Below are 21725 nucleotides of genomic sequence, written 5' to 3' on the forward strand. Positions count from 1 at the left end.
GACGTGTCGGCTGGGATGGGGAAGTGACTGCCGACACCGTGACCGATCTCTTCGAAGAAAGCCGGCCCGTCCTCACCGGGGTCGCCTACCGCATGCTCGGCCGCATCGCCGACGCCGAGGACGTGGTGCAGGAGGCGTGGCTCCGCTGGTCCTCGGCGGGGCGCGAGGACGTGCGGGAACCGAGAGCATTTCTCGTACGCATCACCACCCGGCTGGCCATCGACCGGCTGCGCCACCTGCAGTCCAGGCGCGAGGCGTACGTGGGGCCGTGGCTGCCCGAGCCTGTCGTCACCGAGTTCGGGCCGTCCGTCCCCGACACCGCGGAGCAGGCGGTTCTCGCCGACTCCGTGTCCTTCGCCGTGCTGGTCGTCCTCGAGTCGCTCTCGCCACCGGAGCGAGCGGTGTTCGTCCTGCGCGAGGCCTTCGGGTTCCCCTACGCGGAGATCGCGGACACCCTCGACCGGACCGAGGCGGCGGTCCGCCAGCTCGCCGGCCGTGCCAAGCGGCACGTGGAGGAGGGCAAGCCACGCTACGACGTGGATCCGGCCGTACGCCGTGATCTCACCGAGCGGTTCCTCTCCGCCGCGTCGGGTGGTGACATCGAACAGTTGCTCGACCTGCTGGCGCCCGATGTGCGGCTGGTCAGCGACAGCGGAGGCAAGTCGAAGGCGCCGCGGCGGATCATCGAGACCGCGGACAAGGTCGGCCGCTTCCTCTTCGCCATCGGGCGGGACATGTCGACAGATATGGATGCGCGGATCGTGGAGCTCAACGGCGGTCCGGCCCTGGTGCTGTTTATCGACGGAAAATTGGACACCGTCTTCCAGGTGGACACCGAAGACGGAATCATTCAATGCATCTATATCATTCGTAATCCAGACAAACTCTCTGGATTGCCCCTGAGGTAGACGGCTGCTCTGCGGGTAACCGTCCGCTCAGCCTCCGCCGCTCTCCTCTCGGCGTCTCACGAGTCTGCACTTCACGAGCCCCACGAGCTTCACGAGCCCCACGAGCCACCCTGGACGTGGGGCTCAGTGCCGTGTGGGGCCCACGGCTCCGCGAACGTCCTGTGAACGCTCTGCGGTATCGGACTGTTTCGCTCTGTTACAGGGTGAGGATTGGTCTTGACCAAGGTCGTAGGCCGTCCTAAAGTCTCAACGTTAAGACAGGAACCTTTAATAAATAACGTCGCGGAAAGACGCCGGGCGATTGCGGAGGACAGGGTGGGGACCACGCAGCTGGAATCGGTACAGGAGCCGAAGTACTGGCACCTCAAGACCGTGCTCAGTGAGGCACTCGACTCAGACTTTGCGGTAGGAGAGATCCTGCCCAATGAGCGTGACCTCGCGGCGCGTTTCGGCGTCGCCAGGGCCACGCTCCGACAGGCTCTGGAGCAGCTCGAACTCGAAGGCAGACTGCAGCGACGCCGGGGCGTGGGCACGACCGTCGCTCCGCCTCGTGTCGGTGTGGCTGTCGCAGCCGCGCAGCACGACTGGGCGGGCGGGGGCACGGACGAGGCCTGGCAGCCGGTCGAGTGCACCACCGCGACCGCTCCCGCCGCGGTTGCCGCCGTACTGGCATGCGACGCGGAAGGACCCGTGCACGTGGTGCGCCGCATCCGTGTCACCCGCGGGCAGGCGGTGGCGGCGGAACTCCTGTATGTCCCCTCGTCGTCCGTACCCGAGCTCTCCGCAATCGAAGCGCCGTCCGGGCCCACCCGGGCCCGCAGCGTCCTGCGTGAGCTGCACCGTCTCGGCCTCGACGGTCAGGACCGCTCGGTGGAGCTCGGATCGGCCCGCGCGGACGATGCCAAGGAGCTCGACCGGCTTCCGGGCGCCCCGGTCCTCGTGGTCACGACACGCTACTTCGCCGCCTCCGGTACGGCGGCCGTATCTGTCGCCACGTACCGGGCAGACACCTGCCGCCTGACCTTCGGGGACTCGGGGGCGCTGGAGATCAGCCACGACGAGCAGGAGCGGCAGGCCTCCTGACCTGAGGACGCCGCGGTTCCTGTCCCCGGCGCCGGAGGCCCGGCCCTCACACGTGCCATGCCCGACGTGCGGCCCGTCGCATTCAGCGGCGGGCCGTCACCGTTGTCTCCACCGCGAAGAGCTGCTCCTCCACATGGTCCAGCGCCAGCCGCAGGGCGCCGGTGGCGACAGCCGCCTCGCCCAGCAGCGAGAGTGCTACCCGGGGCGGCCGCAGACAGTAACGGGCCAGCTCGTCCCGGAGCGGGTCAAGGACACCGTCCAGTCCGGCGGCCCACCCGCCGATGACCACGAGCTCCGGATCCAGTGCCAGCACCAGGGCCGCGACGTCGTGCACCAGACGCTGGATGAACCGCTCGACGGCGGCCTGCGCCCCGGCATCCCCGTGCCGGGCCTTCGAGAAAACAGCGGCCACGGCGTGCTCGTCCAACGGGACCAGCGGGGTGTCCGTCGTCGAGAGAAGATGCTCCGGGGTGACATCCCGGCCCAGCAGGTGCAGCGCGCCGATCTCGCCGGCCGCCCCGCCGAATCCGCGGTGCAGGCGCCCGCCGATCAGCGAACCCGCCCCGGGGCTCAAGCCCGCGAGAACGAACACGATGTCATCGGACTCGGTTGCCGCACCCTTCCAGTGCTCGGCCACCGCCGCAGCATTGGCGTCGTTCTCCACCAGCACGGGACACCGGAAGGAACGCCGTAGCTTCTCACCGAGCGCCAGGCCGGTCCAGTCCGGCAGGGCGGTGCCCAGCCGCACGGTCCCGTCGGCCTCGACAATTCCCGGGCTGCCCACGCCGACCGCTCGCAAACTGCTCCGCGCGACTCCGGTGCGCCGCAGCACATCGGCGATCACGGCCCTGACCTGGTCGATCCTGTCGTCCGCGCAAGCGGTCTCGGAGACCTCGCGCGAGCCTGCGCCGACGATCCGTCCGTCCAGCCCCGACAGCAGTGCGGAGACCCGGTGGGGGCCGATCTCGATACCCAGCAAATACCCGGCCTCGGCACGGAACCGGAACCGCCGGGCAGGCCGCCCCTGCCGCCGCGTCTCACTCTCGTCCGGCGGGGCCTCGACGACCAGACCTGCCGCGAAAAGGCCCTCGACGACGCCCTCGACGGTCGGGCGGGACAGCCCCGTGATCCGTGTCAGGTCTGTGAGGGTGGGTGACTGGGCCCCTCGCAGGGCGTGCAGCACCACCGCGGAATTGATCCGCCGGAGCAGAGACGGGTCCCCACCGGTCAGCCGGCCCACGGTGTGTCCTCCCAGGTCGCGCGCATGTCTGCCGGATCGTACTCGTTGGCTCAGGCTGCGGCGACCGGCCCGTGAAGCCGGTACCGAGAGGTGACCTGAGTCAGCGTGGAGCCACGAAGCCGGACTCGTAAGCGGCGATCACCGCCTGTGTACGGTCCCTGGCGCCCAACTTCGCCAGAACCGCGCTGACATGAGTCTTCACCGTCTCCACGCCGACCGTGAGCTTGGCGGCAATCTCCGAGTTGGACAGGCCCCGTGCCATCAGCCGGAGTACTGCGGCTTCACGGTCGGTCAGAGCCGCACGGTCCATCGCCGCCCGGGCCTTGCTCGTGCCGTACTCGGCCGCGAGCTGCCGGACCGCAGCGGGGAACAGCAGTGACTCCCCCTCCGCCACCAGCCGCACCGCATGCACGATCTCGGCAGGCCGTGCCCGCTTGAGGAGGAACCCGTCCGCACCGGCACGCAGCGCCTCGTACACGTACTCGTCGTTCTCGAAGGTGGTCACCACGAGGATCTTCGGCGGATCGGCAACCGTGCGCAGCACCAACCGGGTCGCCTCGATCCCGTCCATCAAGGGCATGCGGACATCCATCGCCACGACATCGGGCCGCAGTTGACGCACCAGAGGGATCACCGCCGCGCCATCGGCGGCCTCACCCACCACGTCGATATCGGGCTGTGCCTCAAGGACCGCACGCAGTCCCGCGCGTACCAGGGGCTCGTCGTCGACCAGAAGTACGGTAACCGGCATCCGGTCAGCGTATGCGGTCCAGCGGGAGGCTCGCGTGCACCATCCACTCTCCCTCGTACGGGCCTGTCTTGGCCTTCCCGCCCAGCAGGGCCGCTCGCTCCCGTATGCCCCGCAGCCCGCTGCCGCCGCCCCGCCCCCTCGGTGATCCCGCGAGCGGGTTGGCCACCTCGAGCTCCAGCCACCCGTCCACCACCGTGAGCCTCACCCGGACGGGGACGGGGCCGGCATGACGCAGCACGTTGGTGAGTGACTCCTGAAGGATTCGGTAGCCCTCGCGGGACACCGGGTCGGGGACCAGACCCAGCGGCCCGGACATGTCCGCATCGATCTTTGCCCCAGCGCCGCGAGCCGAGTCCAGCAGCCTGTCGGCTTCGAGCAGCGTTGGTCGCCGGCTGACGGGGGTGCCCGATTCGCGCAGCACCCGCAGGACGCGCTCCAGATCGTCCAGTGCGCTTCGGCCGGTCTCTTCGATGGCGGCGAGCGCCCGGTCGGTGAACTCGGGGTCGCGCGCCGTCCGGGCGGCCCCCGCCTGCACCACCGCGACCGTCAGCGCGTGCCCGATCGAATCGTGGAGCTCGCGCGCTATCCGATTGCGCTCGAGCAGCTGCTCGGTGCGCTCCTCCAGGACGGTCATCCGCTCCACCGGTGACGGGCCGAGCAACCAACGGGCAATAGCTGTGACCAGGTCGCCGAGCATGACGACCAGACCGAGCAGCACCAGGATCGGCAGGGGAGCGAGCAGCGCGAACCACCAGCTCGGCTCGATGCCACGGACCAGCCAGTCACCGCTCAGATCCGTCCCGAACGAGGCGCGGACGAGGTCGACCGTCGTTGCCGGCAGCCAGACCGTGGGGAAGGAGGCCGCGGCCGCGAGCAGCAGGCGCGTCTCCAGCCAGGCCACGGTGCGCCAGCGGTCCGCCCACGTCGTCGCAGGGGCAGTGGAGATTGCGGCGTCCGGGAGGCCACGCTCCTGCGGTGTGAGGAGCAGCTGCGCCTGTACCCCTTCGGCGAGACGCATCGCGGGAAGCAGCCCGACAGGAACCGCGAGAACGAAAGGAATCCATGGCCTGTCCGGGGAAATGAACAGCCACACGCTGACGACCGCGGACGGGACCAGTAGATGAAGCCATCGGCTGTATGTGGCGGGCATTGCCAGCGGTCTGAGGAAGCGGCGCATGCTGCCATCGTGCCAGCGCCGAGCGGCCGGAGGCTCCCCCGCGAGAGGGAGACCGTCCACTCGGGCGGGGGAGGTCACGGACCAGGACCAGCGGCCAGTCTGAGGTCATGACCAGCATCGACGTCCACGAGCTCACCAAGGACTACGGACCCACCCGCGCCGTGGACCACCTCACGTTCAGCGTGCGGCCCGGCCGGGTGACGGGCTTTCTCGGCCCGAACGGCGCCGGAAAGTCCACCACCATGCGACTCGTCCTCGGCCTGGACCGGACCACGGGCGGCTCCGCCACGATCGGCGGACAGCCTTATGCCTCGCTCGGCAACCCGCTGCGCCGGGTCGGCGCACTGCTCGATGCCCAGGCGGCGCGCGGCTCGCGGACCGCGCACAACCACCTGCTGGCTCTTGCCGCAAGTAACGGCATACCCGGTCGGCGGGTCGAGGAGGTGCTCGAGGAAGCCGGTCTCGGCGCGGTCGGCGGAAAGCGGATCAAGACGTTCTCGCTCGGAATGCGCCAGCGCCTCGGTATTGCGGCGGCCCTGCTCGGCGATCCGGAGGTGGTGATGCTGGATGAACCGTCGAACGGACTGGACCCGGAAGGCATCATCTGGATCCGTGAGCTGATGCGGCGGCTGGCCCGCGAGGGCCGCACCGTCCTCGTCTCCAGCCACTTGATGAACGAGACATCCTCCTTCGCCGACCATCTGGTGGTCCTCGGCAGGGGCAGACTCCTCCTCGATCTGCCGATGCAGGAGTTCCTCGATTCCCGGAGCCGGCCGCGCGTGCGGCTCCGCACAACCGAATCCACACGTCTGAAGGATGTGCTGACCCGCAAGGGATACGTGCCGGAGCAGGGAGACGACGGCCGCTGGACGGTGGAGGGAGCCAAGGCGGAGGAAATCGGGGCCGTAGCCGCCTTCGAAGGCATTCCTCTTCTTGAACTCATCGATGAGCAAGCCACCTTGGAACAGGCCTATCTCGACCTCACGGCGGCCGCAACGGAATTCGCCGCCTCCACGTCCGCCGCCGCCCGCCAGGAGGCCTGACCACTGTGACGATGTCGGCTACTGCTGTTCTGTATTCCGAGTGGATCAAGATCAAGTCGGTGCGGTCCGTGTCCGGATCCCTGATAGCGGTCTTCGCCGCCACCCTTGCTGTCACCGTGCTCACGTTCGCAACCGTCGGGCAGGCAGAGGCGGACAACGCGGACGCCGAGCTGGTCTTCGGCGCCTTCTACGCACTGAACTTCGGCCAGATCGCCGCTATCAGTTTCGGTGCGACCGCCCTGTCCTCCGAGTTCCTGAACGGGGCCCTGCGGATATCGCTCTCGGCCGTTCCGCGCCGCGGCCTCTTCTACGCCGCCAAGATGTCAGTGGTCGGCGGACTCGCTCTTACTGTGGGGATGATCACCAGCTTCACCACCTTCCTCGTGGGGCAGATGTTCATGGGCGACTACGCGATCGGTCTGGGAGAGCCCGGTGCTCTGCGTGCGGCGTTCGGCGGGGGCATCTACCTCGCGCTGATGGCTCTGTTCGCGGCGGGTCTGGCAGCGCTGCTGCGCAGTGCGGTTGCCGTGCTCAGTCTGCTCATCCCCTTCATCCTGATCGTCTCCTTCGTGGTCGGAGACATCGCGGGCGGTGTTGCGCAGTATCTTCCGGACCGGGCCGGGCAGTTGGTGCTCCACCAGCATCCCGAAGGAAGCCTCGGGCCGTGGGCGGGGCTGGCCGTTACCGCTGCGTGGGCCGGTGCCGCACTCCTCGCCGGCTGGTGGGCGGTGAGAAACAGGGACGCCTGACCGGTGCCCGACGGCCGGGGGACAACGCGGGAGGCGACAGCGGAGCCCTGGGCCCGACCCATCGCGAGCTGCGAGTGACTTCTGCCGCGGCAGAAGGAGGACCAGTGCCGGCCGCCGTGCTCTACCTGGAGGACGGGCCGGGATGCGAGTTGACGGTCCTGTTGACGGTGGGCGGCCCACCCCGAGAGGCGTCGGCCGGCGCAGTGGCCCGAGGTGCGGTGCGCGCGGATGCGTCCTGTCCCACAGCCGCGCGGAGGCGGGCGAATTCCTGCGCCATCGTCCGCACGGTCCAGTGGGTGTTGAGTCCACTCGGGTTGGGCAGGGCCCAGACGCGGGCGCCACCGATGGCTCGCTCCTGAGGGCCGATCTGCGCACGGCGTTCGCCGAAAGCTGTGCGGTAGGCGGTGACGCCGACGACAGCGAGCCAGGAAGGTCCGAGCTGCTCCACCTTCGCCGACAGACGTTCGCCCCCCGCGCGGAATTCGGCGGCGCTCAATTCGTCCGCACGGGCCGTGGCGCGGGCCACCACATTGGTGATGCCGAGTCCATGGGCGAGCAGATCGTTCTGTTCCGACGGTTTCAGTTGCCTCGGCGTGAAGCCCGAAAGATGCAGAACCGGCCAGAACCGATTGCCCGGGTGGGCGAAATGGTGCCCCGTGGCGCCGGTCATGAGGCTCGGGTTGATGCCGCAGAACAGCACACGCAGACCACCCGCGACCACATCGGGGACGATGCGGTCGCGGGCGGCCAGGAGTTCTTCGGGTGTCATGCGACGGTGGTGCGGGCTGTCAGAGGATGGAACCGGGCGCGTAGCCGGCCGCTTCCGGGTGCTGCTTGGTGATCTCCTCGATCCGGGCCACCAGAGCGGCGACCTGGTCGCCGGCCGCGCCGGTGAAGGACAGCTTGTCCGCCATCAGGGTGTCAAGCTGCCCACGGTCGAGCGGGATGCGCTCGTCGGCAGCCAGCTTGTCCAGCAGCTCGTTGCGTTCCGCACCCTGCTCCCGCATGGCCAGCGCCGAGGCGACGGCGTTCTCCTTGATCGCTTCGTGGGCGACCTCACGGCCGACTCCTGCCCGTACCGCGCCCATCAGCACCTTGGTCGTGGCGAGGAACGGCAGGTAACGGTCCAGCTCACGCGCCACGACCGCGGGGAACGCGCCGAACTCGTCGAGCACCGTCAGGAAGGTCTCCAGCAGACCGTCGAACGCGAAGAAGGCGTCCGGCAGTGCAACGCGGCGGACCACGGAGCAGGACACATCGCCCTCGTTCCACTGATCGCCCGCCAGCTCACCCGTCATGGACGCGTAGCCGCGCAGGATGACCATCAGGCCGTTGACGCGCTCGCAGGAGCGGGTGTTCATCTTGTGCGGCATGGCAGACGAGCCGACCTGACCCGGCTTGAAGCCTTCGGTCACCAGCTCGTGGCCGGCCATCAGCCGGATGGTCTTGGCAACCGACGAGGGTGCTGCGGCCAGCTGGACCAGCGCGGTGACCACGTCGTAGTCGAGAGAGCGGGGGTAAACCTGACCGACCGAAGTGAAGGCCTGCGCGAAGCCGAGGTGACCGGCGATGCGCTGCTCCAGGTCGGCGAGCTTGTCCGCGTCGCCGCCCAACAGGTCCAGCATGTCCTGGGCCGTGCCGACGGGGCCCTTGATGCCACGCAGCGGGTAACGGCCGAGCAGGTCCTCCAGCCGTCCGTAGGCCACAAGCAGCTCGTCCGCAGCAGTTGCAAAACGCTTGCCGAGCGTCGTCGCCTGCGCGGCGACATTGTGCGAGCGGCCCGCGATGACCAGCTCGCGGTACTCGGCCGCCAGCTTGCCGAGCCGGGCCAGAACCGCCACGGTACGGTCGCGCATCAGCTCCAGCGAGAGCCGGATCTGCAACTGTTCGACGTTCTCGGTGAGGTCCCGCGAGGTCATGCCCTTGTGCACCTGCTCATGGCCGGCGAGAGCGTTGAACTCCTCGATCCGGGCCTTCACGTCGTGCCGGGTCACCTTCTCGCGCTCGGCGATCGAGGCCAGGTCGACCTGGTCGATCACCCGCTCGTAGTCGGCGAGCGCTGCGTCGGGCACCTCGATCCCGAGGTCCTTCTGAGCGCGCAGCACCGCCAGCCACAGCTGACGCTCCAGCTTCACCTTCTGCTCGGGGGACCAGAGGACGGCCAGCTCCGTAGAGGCATAGCGGCCGGCCAGGACATTGGGGATGCGAGGCTTCGCAGACACAGCAGTCACGTGTCCAGATTCTACTGGCGGTTTCTGCAGGCCGACGCCGCGGGCCGGTGTGTGGTTTCCTACGAACGCGATGCCCAGCCTGATCCAAGGCGAGGCCCTAGCGTTTCGCGGCCACGAATCCCCACTGGTCCACCGGCTCACCGGTGACGGGCTCCTCGGGGCGCCACAGGCTGATCGACCCGAAGCCCGGCTCGACAAGGTCCAGGCCGTCCGAGAAGGAGCGCATGATCTCCCTGGGCCGTGAGATGTAGGGCATGGCGCCACCGCTGGCATAGTCGTCGGACGCCGCCAGCGTCTCTTCCGTCTCGATCGTGTCGCACAGCATCAGGAAACTTCCGGCGGGGAACGCGTCGAGGTAACTGCGAAGAAGGGCGGCGGCCTCGCCCCCGTCCGCGACATGCCCCAGGGTCGAGAGCACCATCAGGGCAACCGGCTGCTGGAGGTCCAGAGTCCTGGCGGCCTCCCGCAGCACCGTCTCGGAGTCCCTCAGATCCGCGTGCACGTAGTCCGTGGCGCCCTCGGGCCGGCTGGTCAGCAGGGCACGCGCGTGGGCCAGCACGATTGGGTCGTGGTCCACGTAGACGATACGAGCGGCAGGGGCGACCGTCTGGGCGACCTCGTGCGTCGCGTTGGCTGTCGGCAGGCCGGTGCCGAGGTCGAGGAACTGCCGTATCCCGGCCTCCTGGGCCAGATAGCGAACGGCCCGCGCCTGGAACTGACGAGAGGCACGGGCGATGTCGATGATCTGCGGGTACGACTCCTCCATGGCCGCGCCCAGCAGGCGGTCCACCTCGTAGTTGTCCTTGCCGCCCAGCCAGTAGTTCCAGACCCGTGCCGAGTGCGGTGTGCCCGTGTCGATCCGGTCCGTCGGCGCCGAGGTTTCGTCACTCATCGTTCATCCCTGTCCTGGTGCCCAGGGTGCCCCTGCGCGGTGGATGACCAGCCTGGCTCATCCGCCCCTTGCGCACCAGCTATAACTGCGCCAACTCGACTGCTGGGCAAGGAGGCGAGGGCAGGGCGCGCACGCGCGAAAGGCGTCAGCCGTCCAGCCGACGCCACTCCGCCACCGGGCCGGGAGTTGCCGCATCCTCGGGAGTGATCCAGAAGGCGCGCCCGAGCCCGGCGTCGAACTGGGCGCCGGACCGTCCGTCCCCGGAGGACCGTCCGGTGAGACGACGCCCGATCCAGGGCATCAGATGCTGCCGGGCGAACCTGACGTCGTCGACGCGCCGCTTCGCCCAGCGTGCGGGCTGGGAAGTCGGCACGGGGGTCTGCCAATCGCTCTCCGCAGGCAGCCCGAGCGTCTGCCAGACCGCCTCGGCGACTCTGCGATGCCCCTCGGCCGTCAGATGCAGCCGGTCCACGTCCCACATCCGGGGATCTCCCAGCGAGGGCGCTCCGTACAGATCGGCCACCACGGCGCCGTGCCGTTCCGCCAGGTCGTCGACCAGTGAGAAAAGCTCCTCCATGCGCGGGCGGAAGCGTTCCATCACGGGACCGTTGCGACCCGGGCTGCGCATCAGCACCAGCTTCTTGCACGACGGCGCGAGACGCTCCACGGCCTCTTCCAGCCGACCCCGCACCATGCCCATGTCGCACTTCGGTCGCAGGGTGTCGTTGAGTCCGCCGACAAGCGTGATCACGTCGGGCTGCAGCGCTGCCGCGACGGGTACCTGCTCGTCGACGATCTGACCGATGAGTTTTCCGCGTACGGCCAGATTCGCGTACCGGAATCCGGGACCGTGGGCCGCGAGCCGGGCAGCGAGGACATCGGCCCAGCCGCGGTAGGAACCGTCGGGCAGCAGGTCCGACATGCCCTCGGTGAACGAGTCGCCGACCGCGACAAAGCTGGTGTAGGTGGCATTCAATTTCATGGCCATGTGATCCTACCGTGGCAAAAGCACGTGATCGGATCCCTGCGGAAGAGGGGCGCGACCGCAGCCGCGCCCCTCCCCACCCCTGCGGACACCGGTCGTCAGCGCGCCTGGGGCCTCCCCACCAGCTCACGCAGCACGTCCTCCATCGTGACCATGCCGGCCAGCCGGTCGTCGTCCTCGTCCAGCACGGCTGCCAGGTGTGTACGGCTCCGCCGAAGCGCGGTCAGGACGTCGTCGAGCGGCGTATTGGCCCGCACCCGGGCGATCGGCCGCATCGCCGTCACCGGGAACGGCACGTCGCGGGGCGTGGCGTCCAGAGCGTCCTTCACGTGGAGGTACCCGAGAATTCGCTGCTCGCTGTCCATGACGGGGAAGCGGGAGAAGCCGGATTCCGACGAGAGCCGCTCCAGCTCCTCGGGCGTCGTCCCGACCCGGGTGTACAGCACCCGGTCCACCGGCAGCAGCACGTCCCGGACCGGCCGGCGGCCGAGTTCCAGGGCATGCCGCAGTCGTTCCGCAGAGCGGTCGTCGACGAGTCCGGCATCACCTGCGTCCTTGACGAGCCGAGCCAACTCGTCGTCGGAAAAGGTCGCGGACACCTCGTCCTTGGTCTCCACCCGCAGCAGCTTCAGCAGGGCGTTGGCGAAGGCGTTGATGGTGAAGATCACCGGGCGCAGCGCCCTGGCCAGGGTCACGAGCGGCGGTCCGAGCAGCAGCGCGGTGCGGGCCGGCTCGGCCAGCGCGATGTTCTTCGGCACCATCTCGCCCAGCAGCATGTGCAGGTAGGTCGCCACGGACAGAGCGATCACGAACGAGATCGGGTGCACCAGCCCGTGCGGCACCCCCACCACGTCGAAGACCGGCTCCAGCAAATGCGCGATGGCGGGCTCGGCGACGATACCGAGCACCAGCGTGCAGAGCGTGATGCCCAGCTGCGCCGCCGCGAGGAGCGCCGATACATGCTCGAGGCCCCAGATGACGCTGCGCGCCCGCCGGTCCCCCGCCTCGGCCTCCGGCTCGATCTGGCTGCGCCGTACGGAGATCAGCGCGAACTCCGCGCCGACGAAGAAGGCGTTCACGACCAGGGTCAGCAGCCCGATGAAGAGCTGCACGGCGATCATCGTTCGTTCTCCGTCGGATCGTCGGTACCGGGCAGCGGTGCGTGCAGCAGGGCGCGCGCGGCGCGGTGCCCCGAGGCGTCCACCACATCGATCCGCCAGCCTGTGAGCTCGACGGTGTCACCGACCACCGGGATGCGGCCGACCTCGGTGGCGATGAGTCCGGCGAGTGTTTCGTACGGTCCGTCCGGCACCCGCAGTCCGATGGTCCGGAGCTGGTCCGTGCGGGCCGCACCGTCGGCGGACCACAGGGTGCGCCCGTCGGCGTCCTCGCCGGCGGGCGCGAGGTCGGGCGTCTCGTGCGGGTCGTGCTCGTCGCGCACCTCGCCGACGACCTCCTCGACGATGTCCTCCAGCGTCACGACGCCTGCGGTGCCGCCGTACTCGTCGATGACGACGGCCATGGCGAGTTTGCCGGACAACCGGTCCAGCAACCGGTCCACCGTGAGGGTCTCGGGCACGAGGAGTGGCTCGCGCAGCATGTCCGACACTCGTTTACGGGGCCGCTGCGCGGCCGGAATGGCCAGCACGTCCTTGATGTGCGCGACCCCCACCACCGAGTCCAGGCTGCCCCGGTAGACGGGGAAGCGGGAGAGGCCGGTCGCCCGGGTGGCGTTCGCGACGTCCTCCGCGGTCGCCCTGACCTCGAGGGCCGTGACCTGGACGCGCGGCGTCATCACGTTCTCCGCGGTCAGCTCGGACAGGTTGAGGGTGCGCACGAACAGTTCCGCGGTGTCCGCCTCCAGAGCGCCCTCCTTCGCGGAGTGACGTGCCAGGGCCACCAGCTCCTGCGGGCTGCGCGCGGAGGCCAGCTCCTCGGTCGGTTCGAGGCCGAAGCGGCGCACGATCCGGTTGGCGGTGTTGTTGAGGTGGCTGATGAAGGGGCGGAAGACGGCGGTGAACGCCCGTTGAGGAGTGGCGACCACCTTGGCGACGGCCAGCGGGGACGAGATCGCCCAGTTCTTCGGGACGAGCTCGCCGACCACCATCAGAACCACGGTGGACAGAGCTGTGCCGATCACGAGTGCCAGCGTGGAAGCCACGGCAGGGGAGAACCCCATCGCCTCCACCGGGCCACGGATCAGCTTGGCGATGGACGGTTCGGAGAGCATGCCGACCACCAGGTTGGTGACCGTGATGCCGAGCTGTGCGCCGGAGAGCTGGAAGGTGAGGCTGCGCACAGCCTTGAGTGCTCCAGCAGCCCCCCGTTCCTCACGCTCGACGGCCCGTTCGAGCTCGCCGCGCTCCACGGTGGTCAGAGAGAACTCCGCCGCCACGAATGCGCCGCAGGCGAGTGAGAGCAGCACCGCCACGAGGAGCAGAAGCACTTCGGTCATCGGTTCACCTCCGTCCCATGATCGGGCAGGGGCAGGAGGTTCGCGCGATGTCGGCGGTATCTACTACTGGGAGGCTCGCCCATGGGCGGACGCTCACACCTTTCGAAGGGTTGGTCGGTTGAGGAACCATAGTAAAGGGTCGGCAAAATTCCGGCTGTGCCGGGCGTTCCCGCCGGTCACCCCGGCCACCCATGGTCGCAGCCGGTGAGGTGCTTCACCGTCTGCCCGAAGGGGATTTCGGTATGCACCCGCCGAGAGACCGGTTCCGGCGGAAGCACGAGGAGTCCTCTGCGTGTCTACAGCGGCTTCACCCAGCGTCGCCAGTGATCCTCGCGGTGGTAGCCGACGGCCGCCCACGCCCGGTGCGCCGTCTCGTTGGCCTCCAGGACCATCGCGTCGACCCGGCGCCCGCCCAGGGCGATGAATCGCTGCTCCGCCGCGTCCAGCAGGGCGCCCGCGATGCCTTGCCGGCGGCAGTCCGGGTGTACGGCCAGCCGGTAGGCGGAGCATCGCCAGCCGTCGAAACCAGCGATGACCGTTCCCCTGAGGACACCGTCGCGCTCTGCGAGAAGCAGAGCCTCCGGGTCTCTGGAGATGAGCCGGGCCACCCCGTCGTGGTCGTCGCTGATGCTGGTTCCCTCCGCGGCCTCGCCCCAGAAGCGCAGTACGGCCGTGATGTCGGTGAGGGTGGCGCAGCGTATGTGGAGATCACTCATGGGGCGACCCAAGCAGAGCGGAGGCCTGTTCTGCGAACCATTTTCTCACCGGGGAATCGCGGCGCGATACGCCCGCCAGCCACCGTGCTCCGTGATGTCCTCGGCCCCGCGCAGCGCATACGGCTCGCAGAGGAAACCGGGGACCGTGGTGCCGTCGGCGAGGTCGACGCGACCCAGCGTCATGGGATGCGGGAGCTGCGCCGTCAGCGTCCCCAGCCCTTCCGGGGGCAGCTCCCAGATCTCCGCCTCGATGGCTGCGCCGTCCTCGTCCACCCATTCCAGGCCCGGCTTCGGGGGCGTCGTGCGCAGCGCGTGCAGTCTGTAGGAGGTAGCTGTCCGTGTAGTACGGACCAGCCGGGCGCCCAGTGCGAGGAGCTGGTAGTTGAGCGGCTGGCCCGTCAGGTGGGCGCCGACCACGGCGAGCCGTACCGGCGGGGTCAGGAGGGCCGCGATCCGGGGCAGCCGGTCGTCGGTGGCGGCCTGGCCGATCAGCATGACGCCGAAGGGCAGCCCCGCGACTTCTCCGGCGGGCACGGCGAGCGCGCACATGTCGAACAGATTGGTGGAGTTGGTGAACCGTCCCAGTCGCGTGTTCACGCCGAGAGGGTCGGCGGCGACATCGGCGAGGGTGGGATGCCCGGGGGTGGTGGGGAGCAGGAGGGCGTCGGCATCGCCGAGTGCGTGCAGGGCAGCTGTACGGAGGCGGGCCAGGCGGTCCTGGTCGGCGAAGAGCCGGTGCGCGGGGAGGTCGCGGGCCGCGGTGATGATTTTGGCCACCGTCGGGTCGAGGTCCGGGGGCGAGGGGGTGCTGTCGACGAAGTCGCCGACGGTGGTGTAGCGCTCGGCGACGAACGCCCCCTCGTACAGCATGGTCGCCGCCTCGGTGAACGGGGCGAGGTCCAGCGGCCTGATCTCGGCACCCGCCGCGCGGAGCTGCCCCGCGGCGTCCTCGTAGGCCTCCGCCCAGCCGGGGTCGAGTGCGCCCAGCTGCTGGAGGGGAGGGACGGCGACGCGCCAGGGGCCCGGTGTCCGGGGAGGGACATCCATCGGCGTGGGGGTGCTCATCAGGCCCAGCGCCTGCTCCGCCTCGGGGAGCGTACGGGCGAACACCGTGACGCAGTCCAGGCTCGCGCAGGCCGGCACCACCCCCTCGGTCGGTACGAGGCCGCGGGTCGGCTTCACACCGACAATGCCGTTGAACGCCGCGGGGACGCGCCCCGAGCCCGCGGTGTCCGTGCCGAGTGCCAGGTCGGCGATGCCCAGGGCCACGGCGACGGCCGAACCGGAGCTGGAGCCGCCGCTGATGCGGGACGGATCGACGGCGTTGCGTACCGCACCGTACGGGGAGCGGGTCCCGACCAGACCGGTGGCGAACTGGTCGAGATTCGTAGTGCCGATCACGAGCGCACCGGCCGCGCGCAGCCGGGCCACGGCTGGGGCGTCGGCAGCCGGCTCGTACGCGTAACCGGGGCAGCCGGCCGTGGTCGGCAGACCGGCCACGTCGATATTGCCCTTGACGGCAAGGAGGCGTCCCGCGAGCGGGAGACGGTCACCCGCGGCGATGCGGGCGTCCAGCGCCCGGGCCTCGTCCTCCAGACCGGCGAGCGGACGCAGGTCGATCCAGATCTCTGGCCGGTCGACGGCCTCGATGCGGGCGTGGGCGGCGCGGACCCGCCGGAGGACGGGGCTGGCGACGGTCATGGTGCTTCCTCGGGTCAGGGGGACAGGACGAGCAGCGGGGTTCCCGGTTCCACCTGGGCGCCGGGCCGGGTGAGGACGCGGGTCACCGTGCCGGCCATCGGGGCATGGACGCGGGATTCCATCTTCATCGCCTCCAGGGCGAGCAGCGGCTGACCCGCCGTGACCGTGTCCCCGGCCGCCACGTTCAACTGCCAGACGGATGCGGCGAACTCCGCTTCCAGCAGGTGGCCGCCCGCCGGGATCTCGATCTCGGCGGGGACCTCGGCGGGGGCGGTTGCCGCCTCGGCCCTGGCGAACTCGCCGGCCTCCTCCCAGGCATCGCGCTCGGCGCCGAACGCGGTGCCCTGCCGGGTGCGGAAGGCGGCGATCGATGCGGCGTTGTCGGCGAGGAACGCCTGGTACTGCGCCAGCGAGAACTCACCTTCCTCGATGCGCGGTACGAAGCGGCCCGACGCGATGTCCGCGCGGAGCTCCAGGAGTTCGTCCGCCTCCACCGGATACCACTTGATGCGGTCGAAGAACCGCAGCAGCCAGGGCGAACCCGGCTCGAACGCACCGCGCTGCTGCCAGCCCGACCACACCTGGGTCGTGCGGCCCACGAACTGGTAGCCGCCGGGGCCCTCCATCCCGTAGACGCACAGGTACGCGCCGCCGATGCCGACCGAGTTCTCGGCCGTCCAGGTGCGGGCCGGGTTGTACTTCGTGGTGACCAGCCGGTGGCGCGGGTCCAGCGGAGTGGCGACGGGCGCGCCCAGGTAGACATCGCCGAGCCCCATCACCAGGTACTCGGCGTCGAAGACCGTGCGGTACACCTCGTCGACCGAGTCCAGGCCGTTGACCCGGCGGATGAACTCGATGTTCCACGGGCACCAGGGGGCGTCGTCCCGTACCCCTGCCATATAGCGCGCGATGGCCTCGCGGGTCGCCGGGTCGTCCCAGGACAGCGGGAGATGCACGGTCCTGGACGGCACGACGAGAGCGTCGGTCGGCGGGAGCGCGGCCTCCGCGCGGTGGAGCAGCTCCAGGAGGCGTTCCTGCTGAAGGACCGAGGGATCGGTCTGGATCTGGAGCGAGCGGATGCCGGGCGTGAGGCCGGTGATGCCGGGGACCGCCTGCGCCGTCAGCGCCTCCATCAGCGCGTGGACGCGCATCCGCATCGCCAGGTCCAGCTGCATGGGCCCGTACTCGACGAGGACGTTGTCGTCGCCGCTGCGGCGGTAGGTGAGGGTGCCGTCCTGGAACAGGATGCCGCCGTCGACGATCGCGGGGCGCGGCGCACCGGCGATCGTCACGGGCTGGAAGCGGACCGTGTCTCCGGGGCGCAGCTGACCCAGTTTCCAGCGCTCGCCCGTCACCACCGTCGCCGGGCAGACGAATCCGCCCAGCGAGGGCCCGTCGGGACCGAGGAGCACCGGCATGTCGCCGGTGTAGTCGACAGCGCCCACGGAGTACGGCGTGTCATGGATGTTGGAGGGGTGCAGGCCCGCCTCACCGCCGTCCGTGCGGGCCCAGCGCGGCTTGGGGCCGACCAGGCGCACACCGGTCCTGGCCGAGTTGAAGTGGACCTTCCAGTCGGCCGCGTAGAAGTCGTGGACGTCCTCCTCGGTGAAGAACTCGGGCGCCGCGTGGGGTCCTTCGGCTGCCCCGATCCGCCACACGGAACCGAACCGGGGACGTGCGCCGGCCGGGACGGCGACGCCCGGTGTCCCGACGGCCCCGCCGTGCAGGACGTCGCCGGTGCGCAGCGCGCGCCCGCCGTGGCCGCCGAAGCCGCCGAGCGTGAACGTGGCGGCGCTGCCCAGGAAGTCCGGGACGTCCAGACCGCCGCCCGCGAACAGGACGTAGGTCCGCAGTCCGTGCTCGGCCGGGGTACCGACAGCGAGGGTGGAGCCGGCCGGGACGGTCAGGGGCTCCCACTGCGCGGCCGGCTCGCCGTCGAGCGTCACGGAGGCAGGCGCGCCCGTGACACAGACCGTCGTGGCACGGGTGAAGCGCAGGGTCGGGCCCTGGAGGGTGCATTCGAGGCCGGGAGCGCCCGGGGCATTGCCCAGGGCGGTGTTGCCGAGCCGGAAGGAGAGATCGTCCATCGGGCCCGACGGCGGTACACCCACCTGCCAGTAGCCCGTGCGGCCCGGCCAGTCCTGCACGGTGGTGAGCGTGCCCCCGGCCACCACCTCGATACGGGGGGTCGGGTCCGTGACGGTGGGCAGGGTGGCGGTCGAGTGCGCGGCGTCGCGGACCCGGTCGTCGGCCAGGGCGGCCCGTACCAGGCCCAGATTGGTCTCGATGCCGTCCACCCGGGTCGCGGCGAGGGCGGCGTCCAGCCGGGCGAAGGCGTCGGCGCGGTCGGTGCCGTACGCGATGACCTTGGCCAGCATCGGGTCGTACGAGGTCGTCACCTCCGTGCCCGTCTCGATCCAGGTGTCCACGCGTACGCCATCGGTCTCCGGGAACACGACGCGGGTCAGCAGGCCGGCGCCGGGGCGGTGATCGCGCGTCGGGTCCTCGGCGTACACGCGCGCCTCGACCGCGTGGCCGCGTGGCGCCGACGGTTCCTGTACGACGTCGGTCTCGCCCTGCGCCAGGCGCAGCATCCAGGCGACGAGGTCGACACCGAAGATCTCCTCGGTGACCGGGTGTTCGACCTGGAGGCGGGTGTTGACCTCCAGGAAGTACGCCTCCTCGCGGGCGGCGTCGTACACGAACTCCACCGTGCCGGCCGACCGGTAGCCGACCGAGGCGCACAACTCGCGTGCCGATGACGCCAGTCGGCTGCGGACGGCGTCCGGTAGGCCCGGCGCGGGGGCCTCCTCCAGGACTTTCTGGTTGCGGCGCTGGAGCGAGCAGTCGCGGTCGCCGAAGGTGACCACGCGGCCCCGGCCGTCGCCGAAGACCTGGACCTCCACATGGCGTGCGTGCTCCACGAGCCGTTCCAGGAAGACCCCGGCCGAGGAGAAGGACGCGGCGGCGACGCGTTGCACCCGTTCCCAGGCGTCGGCCAGTTCCTCGCCGGACCGGCAGGCCGACATGCCGATGCCGCCGCCGCCTCCGGTGGCCTTGAGCATCACCGGGTAGCCGATGCGGTCCGCCGCGGTGAGGGCAGTGGGCAGATCGGGGAGCAGTCCCGTGCCGGGTGCCAGGGGAACCCCCGCCTGCTCGGCTGCCGCCCGCGCGGTGTGCTTGGCGCCGAACAGCTCCAGCTGCCCGGCGGTCGGACCGACGAAGACGATCCCGGCGTCCTCGCAGCGCCGGGCGAACTCCGCGTCCTCCGAGAGGAATCCGTATCCCGGGTGGATGGCACCGGCGCCGGTGTCCTTGGCGGCCTTGAGAACGAGGTCGGCGTCGAGGTACGACTCCTTGGCGGGCGCCGGGCCGAGGCGTACGGACTCGTCGGCAAGCCGGACGTGTGGCGCGGAGCGGTCGGCGTCGGAGAACACCGCGACGGTACGCAGGCCCAGTTGGCGGGCCGTACGGATGATCCGGACGGCTATCTCGCCCCGGTTGGCGATCAGCAGGGTGTCGAAAGTCATCGCGCGGCCTCCGCGGTGGCAGGCGCGGTGATGGTGGCCTCGACGGCCGTGGGCTCGAAGCCGTTGCACGGGTTGTTGATCTGGGGGCAGTTGGAGACCAGGACCAGGACGTCCGTCTCGGCGCGGAGGGTGACCCTGAGGCCGGGGGCCGATATGCCGTCCACGATGCCGAGGGTGCCGTCCTTCTCGACCGGCACGTTCATGTACCAGTTGATGTTGGAGACGAGATCCCGCTTGCTCAGCCCGTGCCGGGCGCCCTCCGCCAGGAAGTTGTCCACGCAGGCGTGCTGGGACCAGGTGTGGTGTCCGTAGCGCAGGGTGTTGGACTCCTTGGAACACGCGCCGCCGACGGTGTCGTGCCGGCCGCAGGTGTCCTCGGTGACGGTCATCAGAGGGGTGTACTCGTTGGACATCAGCACGCTGCCGGTGGTGAGGAAGATGCCGCCCTGCGCGTGGACGGTGTCCGGGGCGCTGTAGCGGACGGCGGTGTCCCGGGCGTCGTACACGAGGAAGTCGACGGCCTGATTGCCGTGCAGGTCGGTGAGCGTGAGCTCGTCGCCCGCGCGGACCACGGCTGACCACGCGGCGCGCGCGGGGATCGTGGCGGACGTGGTCGTGACGGTCGTCCGGGTCATGCGAGCCCCCTGGTGGTGAGGAAGTCGTACGTGTTGAGGAAGGCCCTGCGCCCCTCGGGTGCGGCGTCCCAGAGAGGGTCGCCGGGCCGCGTCGGACGGGCACGCCAGGCGAGTACCTCCAGCGGGGTGCTGGTGTACGCCGGGCGGGGATCCAGCGGGTGCGGGACGTTCGCGACGAGCACGGTCAGGTCCTGCTCGGCGCGCAGGGTCACGGCCGTGCCCGCTCCCGCCGAGCCGGTGAAGTCCAGGGCGCCGTCCTCCCGTATCTCCACGCCCTGGAAGAAGGAGAGGGAGGGCGGCAGATCGCGGGGCTCGAGGCCGTTCTTGGCGGCGGCGAGCTTCAGCAGTTCGCGTCCGGCGGGGGAGCCGGACTGCGGGGTGCCGTCCCCGTACCGCGCGGTGTTGCGCAGGAGGGTCGACGTACCGCACAACGCGTCGTGCCGGCCGGAGGAGTCGGTGATCACCGAGGCGAGGACGCGCCCCTGGTCGGAGAGGAGCAGCCGGTCCGCGCCGAGATATGCGTTCCACTGCACCTTGATCGTGTCGGCGGTGTTCAGCCGCTCCCACGGGCGGCCGTCGACGTACAGGAGCACATGGGCGCAGGCGTCGCCGTCGAGGTCCGTCAGACGCAGCTCCGTACCGCGGGCGATGACGCGGTGCGTGTAGTTGCCGCCCGCGACGGTCTCGGCCCAGACGGGCTCGCCCGGGAGCGGGGCGGGCCAGTCGGCCGCGGGTACGACCGGCATCTCCCGGGCACGGGTGACGTGCTGGGAGCGGGCGTGCTCCTGGGCTCCGTATGTTGTCGCTGTCGCCATGGCTGGACCTCCGGTCGGCGGTGGTATCACTGCGCGGCCGCTTCGGCACCGCGCCAGTTTCTGTCGCACGACAGAAATTAGGTCGCCGCGGATTCGGCGTCATTGCCCGTGAATTGCGGGTGCGTTACCGACTGCTCACCAAGATCCGGGCAGTCCGCGATGTGCGACGATCGGACCCATGCCTCCCACCGGAAGAAAGGTCGGTCGCCCGCGCGCCCAGCAGCGGCCCGACAGCGGTCTGTCCGCACGAGACGAACTGCTGAGCGCGGCCGCCGAGCTGTTCACCAGTCGCGGCTACGCGGCGACCACCACCCGGGCCGTCGCCGAACGGGCGGGCATGCGCCAGGCGACGATGTATCACTACGTCGCGGGCAAGGAGGATCTGCTCGCGGAGCTCCTCGAGTCCACCGTCACCCCGTCGCTGGCGCTGGCCCGGCAGTTGCTTGCCGATGACGGGACCTCTGCGGAGGACCGGTTGTGGGAGCTGTGCCGCTCGGACGTGGCACTGCTGTGCGCGGGCCCGCACAATCTGGGCGCGCTGTACCTGCTGCCCGAGGTCCAGGCGGAACGGTTCGCCGGATTCCATCGTGTACGGACCGAGCTCAGAGAGGCCTACGGGCAACTGCTGGCCGGCACGGAGGCGTGCGCGGATCTCGACAAGGGCGAGCTGGCTCTGCGTACCGATCTGGTCTTCGGCCTGATCGAAGGGGTGATCCTGGTGCACCGCTCGGATCCGGAGCGGTCGGCCGACATGTTCGCCGCGGCGACGGCGGACGCGGCGCTGCGGATCGCCGGGTCGCGGTGCGGCAGGTAG

19 protein-coding genes are annotated in these 21725 nt (G+C 70.1%); 5 read left to right on the top strand and 14 right to left on the bottom strand.

All coding sequences use genetic code 11. The annotated features are described in order from the left end of the window. Positions 1-23: 23 nt before the first annotated feature. Positions 24-908, top strand: coding sequence for an RNA polymerase sigma-70 factor (locus ACFWBQ_RS21580; RefSeq protein ID WP_385491311.1), 885 nt, complete (start codon positions 24-26; stop codon positions 906-908). Between the two features lie 315 nt (positions 909-1223). Next, complete coding sequence (locus tag ACFWBQ_RS21585; RefSeq protein WP_385491314.1) at positions 1224-1991, top strand: GntR family transcriptional regulator; 768 nt, start codon at positions 1224-1226, stop codon at positions 1989-1991. An 82-nt stretch (positions 1992-2073) separates the two neighbouring features. Here ACFWBQ_RS21585 and ACFWBQ_RS21590 read toward each other — a convergent pair whose 3' ends face one another. The 3 genes from ACFWBQ_RS21590 to ACFWBQ_RS21600 all read right to left on the bottom strand — a co-directional run bounded on the left by ACFWBQ_RS21590 (position 2074) and on the right by ACFWBQ_RS21600 (position 5159). Beyond that, on the bottom strand, positions 2074-3231 hold the full coding sequence (locus tag ACFWBQ_RS21590; protein WP_385491317.1) for an ROK family protein: 1158 nt from the start codon (positions 3229-3231) through the stop codon (positions 2074-2076). A gap of 100 nt (positions 3232-3331) precedes the next feature. Then, positions 3332-3982, bottom strand: coding sequence for a response regulator (locus ACFWBQ_RS21595; RefSeq protein WP_385491320.1), 651 nt, complete (start codon positions 3980-3982; stop codon positions 3332-3334). 4 nt (positions 3983-3986) lie between these two features. Beyond that, the gene (locus tag ACFWBQ_RS21600) at positions 3987-5159 is read right to left on the bottom strand and encodes a sensor histidine kinase (RefSeq protein ID WP_385491323.1); all 1173 of its coding nucleotides are present in this window, start codon (positions 5157-5159) and stop codon (positions 3987-3989) included. A gap of 107 nt (positions 5160-5266) precedes the next feature. Between ACFWBQ_RS21600 and ACFWBQ_RS21605 the strand changes: the two genes are divergently transcribed. Together ACFWBQ_RS21605 and ACFWBQ_RS21610 are read left to right on the top strand one after the other, a co-directional pair. Continuing rightward, positions 5267-6202 carry an ATP-binding cassette domain-containing protein gene (locus tag ACFWBQ_RS21605; protein ID WP_385491325.1) on the top strand — a complete coding sequence of 312 codons (936 nt, stop codon included), beginning with the start codon at positions 5267-5269 and terminating at the stop codon, positions 6200-6202. Between the two features lie 5 nt (positions 6203-6207). Then, positions 6208-6951 carry an ABC transporter permease gene (locus ACFWBQ_RS21610; RefSeq protein ID WP_385491328.1) on the top strand — a complete coding sequence of 248 codons (744 nt, stop codon included), beginning with the start codon at positions 6208-6210 and terminating at the stop codon, positions 6949-6951. 121 nt (positions 6952-7072) lie between these two features. On the opposite strand, the gene mug is transcribed toward ACFWBQ_RS21610, so the two are convergent. The 11 genes from mug to ACFWBQ_RS21665 all read right to left on the bottom strand — a co-directional run bounded on the left by mug (position 7073) and on the right by ACFWBQ_RS21665 (position 20911). Next, positions 7073-7720 (bottom strand): G/U mismatch-specific DNA glycosylase, encoded by a 648-nt coding sequence (mug, locus tag ACFWBQ_RS21615; RefSeq protein ID WP_385491331.1) that lies wholly within the window; start codon positions 7718-7720, stop codon positions 7073-7075. Positions 7721-7739: 19 nt separating this feature from the next. Continuing rightward, positions 7740-9182: an adenylosuccinate lyase gene (gene purB, locus ACFWBQ_RS21620; RefSeq protein ID WP_385491334.1), complete on the bottom strand. Its 1443-nt coding sequence runs from the start codon at positions 9180-9182 to the stop codon at positions 7740-7742. A gap of 97 nt (positions 9183-9279) precedes the next feature. Next, positions 9280-10074 carry an SAM-dependent methyltransferase gene (locus ACFWBQ_RS21625; protein WP_385491337.1) on the bottom strand — a complete coding sequence of 265 codons (795 nt, stop codon included), beginning with the start codon at positions 10072-10074 and terminating at the stop codon, positions 9280-9282. A 145-nt stretch (positions 10075-10219) separates the two neighbouring features. Beyond that, positions 10220-11056 (bottom strand): SGNH/GDSL hydrolase family protein, encoded by an 837-nt coding sequence (locus tag ACFWBQ_RS21630; RefSeq protein WP_385491339.1) that lies wholly within the window; start codon positions 11054-11056, stop codon positions 10220-10222. A gap of 101 nt (positions 11057-11157) precedes the next feature. Continuing rightward, complete coding sequence (locus ACFWBQ_RS21635; RefSeq protein WP_385491342.1) at positions 11158-12180, bottom strand: hemolysin family protein; 1023 nt, start codon at positions 12178-12180, stop codon at positions 11158-11160. Then, the gene (locus tag ACFWBQ_RS21640) at positions 12177-13514 is read right to left on the bottom strand and encodes a hemolysin family protein (RefSeq protein ID WP_385491345.1); all 1338 of its coding nucleotides are present in this window, start codon (positions 13512-13514) and stop codon (positions 12177-12179) included. The genes ACFWBQ_RS21635 and ACFWBQ_RS21640 overlap by 4 nt, the downstream gene beginning before the upstream one ends. A gap of 296 nt (positions 13515-13810) precedes the next feature. Further along, positions 13811-14230: a GNAT family N-acetyltransferase gene (locus ACFWBQ_RS21645; protein WP_385491348.1), complete on the bottom strand. Its 420-nt coding sequence runs from the start codon at positions 14228-14230 to the stop codon at positions 13811-13813. Positions 14231-14275: 45 nt separating this feature from the next. Continuing rightward, positions 14276-15931: an allophanate hydrolase gene (atzF, locus tag ACFWBQ_RS21650; RefSeq protein WP_385491351.1), complete on the bottom strand. Its 1656-nt coding sequence runs from the start codon at positions 15929-15931 to the stop codon at positions 14276-14278. A 14-nt stretch (positions 15932-15945) separates the two neighbouring features. Continuing rightward, positions 15946-19461, bottom strand: a complete 3516-nt coding sequence (locus ACFWBQ_RS21655; protein WP_385491353.1) for a 5-oxoprolinase/urea amidolyase family protein — start codon at positions 19459-19461, stop codon at positions 15946-15948. Continuing rightward, entirely contained in the window at positions 19458-20096 is a 639-nt protein-coding gene (locus ACFWBQ_RS21660; protein ID WP_385491356.1) for an urea amidolyase associated protein UAAP2, read from the bottom strand. Before ACFWBQ_RS21660 ends, ACFWBQ_RS21655 begins: the two co-directional genes overlap by 4 nt. Next, positions 20093-20911 carry an urea amidolyase associated protein UAAP1 gene (locus ACFWBQ_RS21665; RefSeq protein ID WP_385491359.1) on the bottom strand — a complete coding sequence of 273 codons (819 nt, stop codon included), beginning with the start codon at positions 20909-20911 and terminating at the stop codon, positions 20093-20095. The genes ACFWBQ_RS21660 and ACFWBQ_RS21665 overlap by 4 nt, the downstream gene beginning before the upstream one ends. A gap of 178 nt (positions 20912-21089) precedes the next feature. Between ACFWBQ_RS21665 and ACFWBQ_RS21670 the strand changes: the two genes are divergently transcribed. Beyond that, positions 21090-21725 (top strand): TetR/AcrR family transcriptional regulator, encoded by a 636-nt coding sequence (locus tag ACFWBQ_RS21670; protein WP_385491362.1) that lies wholly within the window; start codon positions 21090-21092, stop codon positions 21723-21725.

Source organism: Streptomyces sp. NPDC060035 (genome assembly GCF_042736635.1).
In the GTDB taxonomy this organism is placed as follows: domain Bacteria; phylum Actinomycetota; class Actinomycetes; order Streptomycetales; family Streptomycetaceae; genus Streptomyces.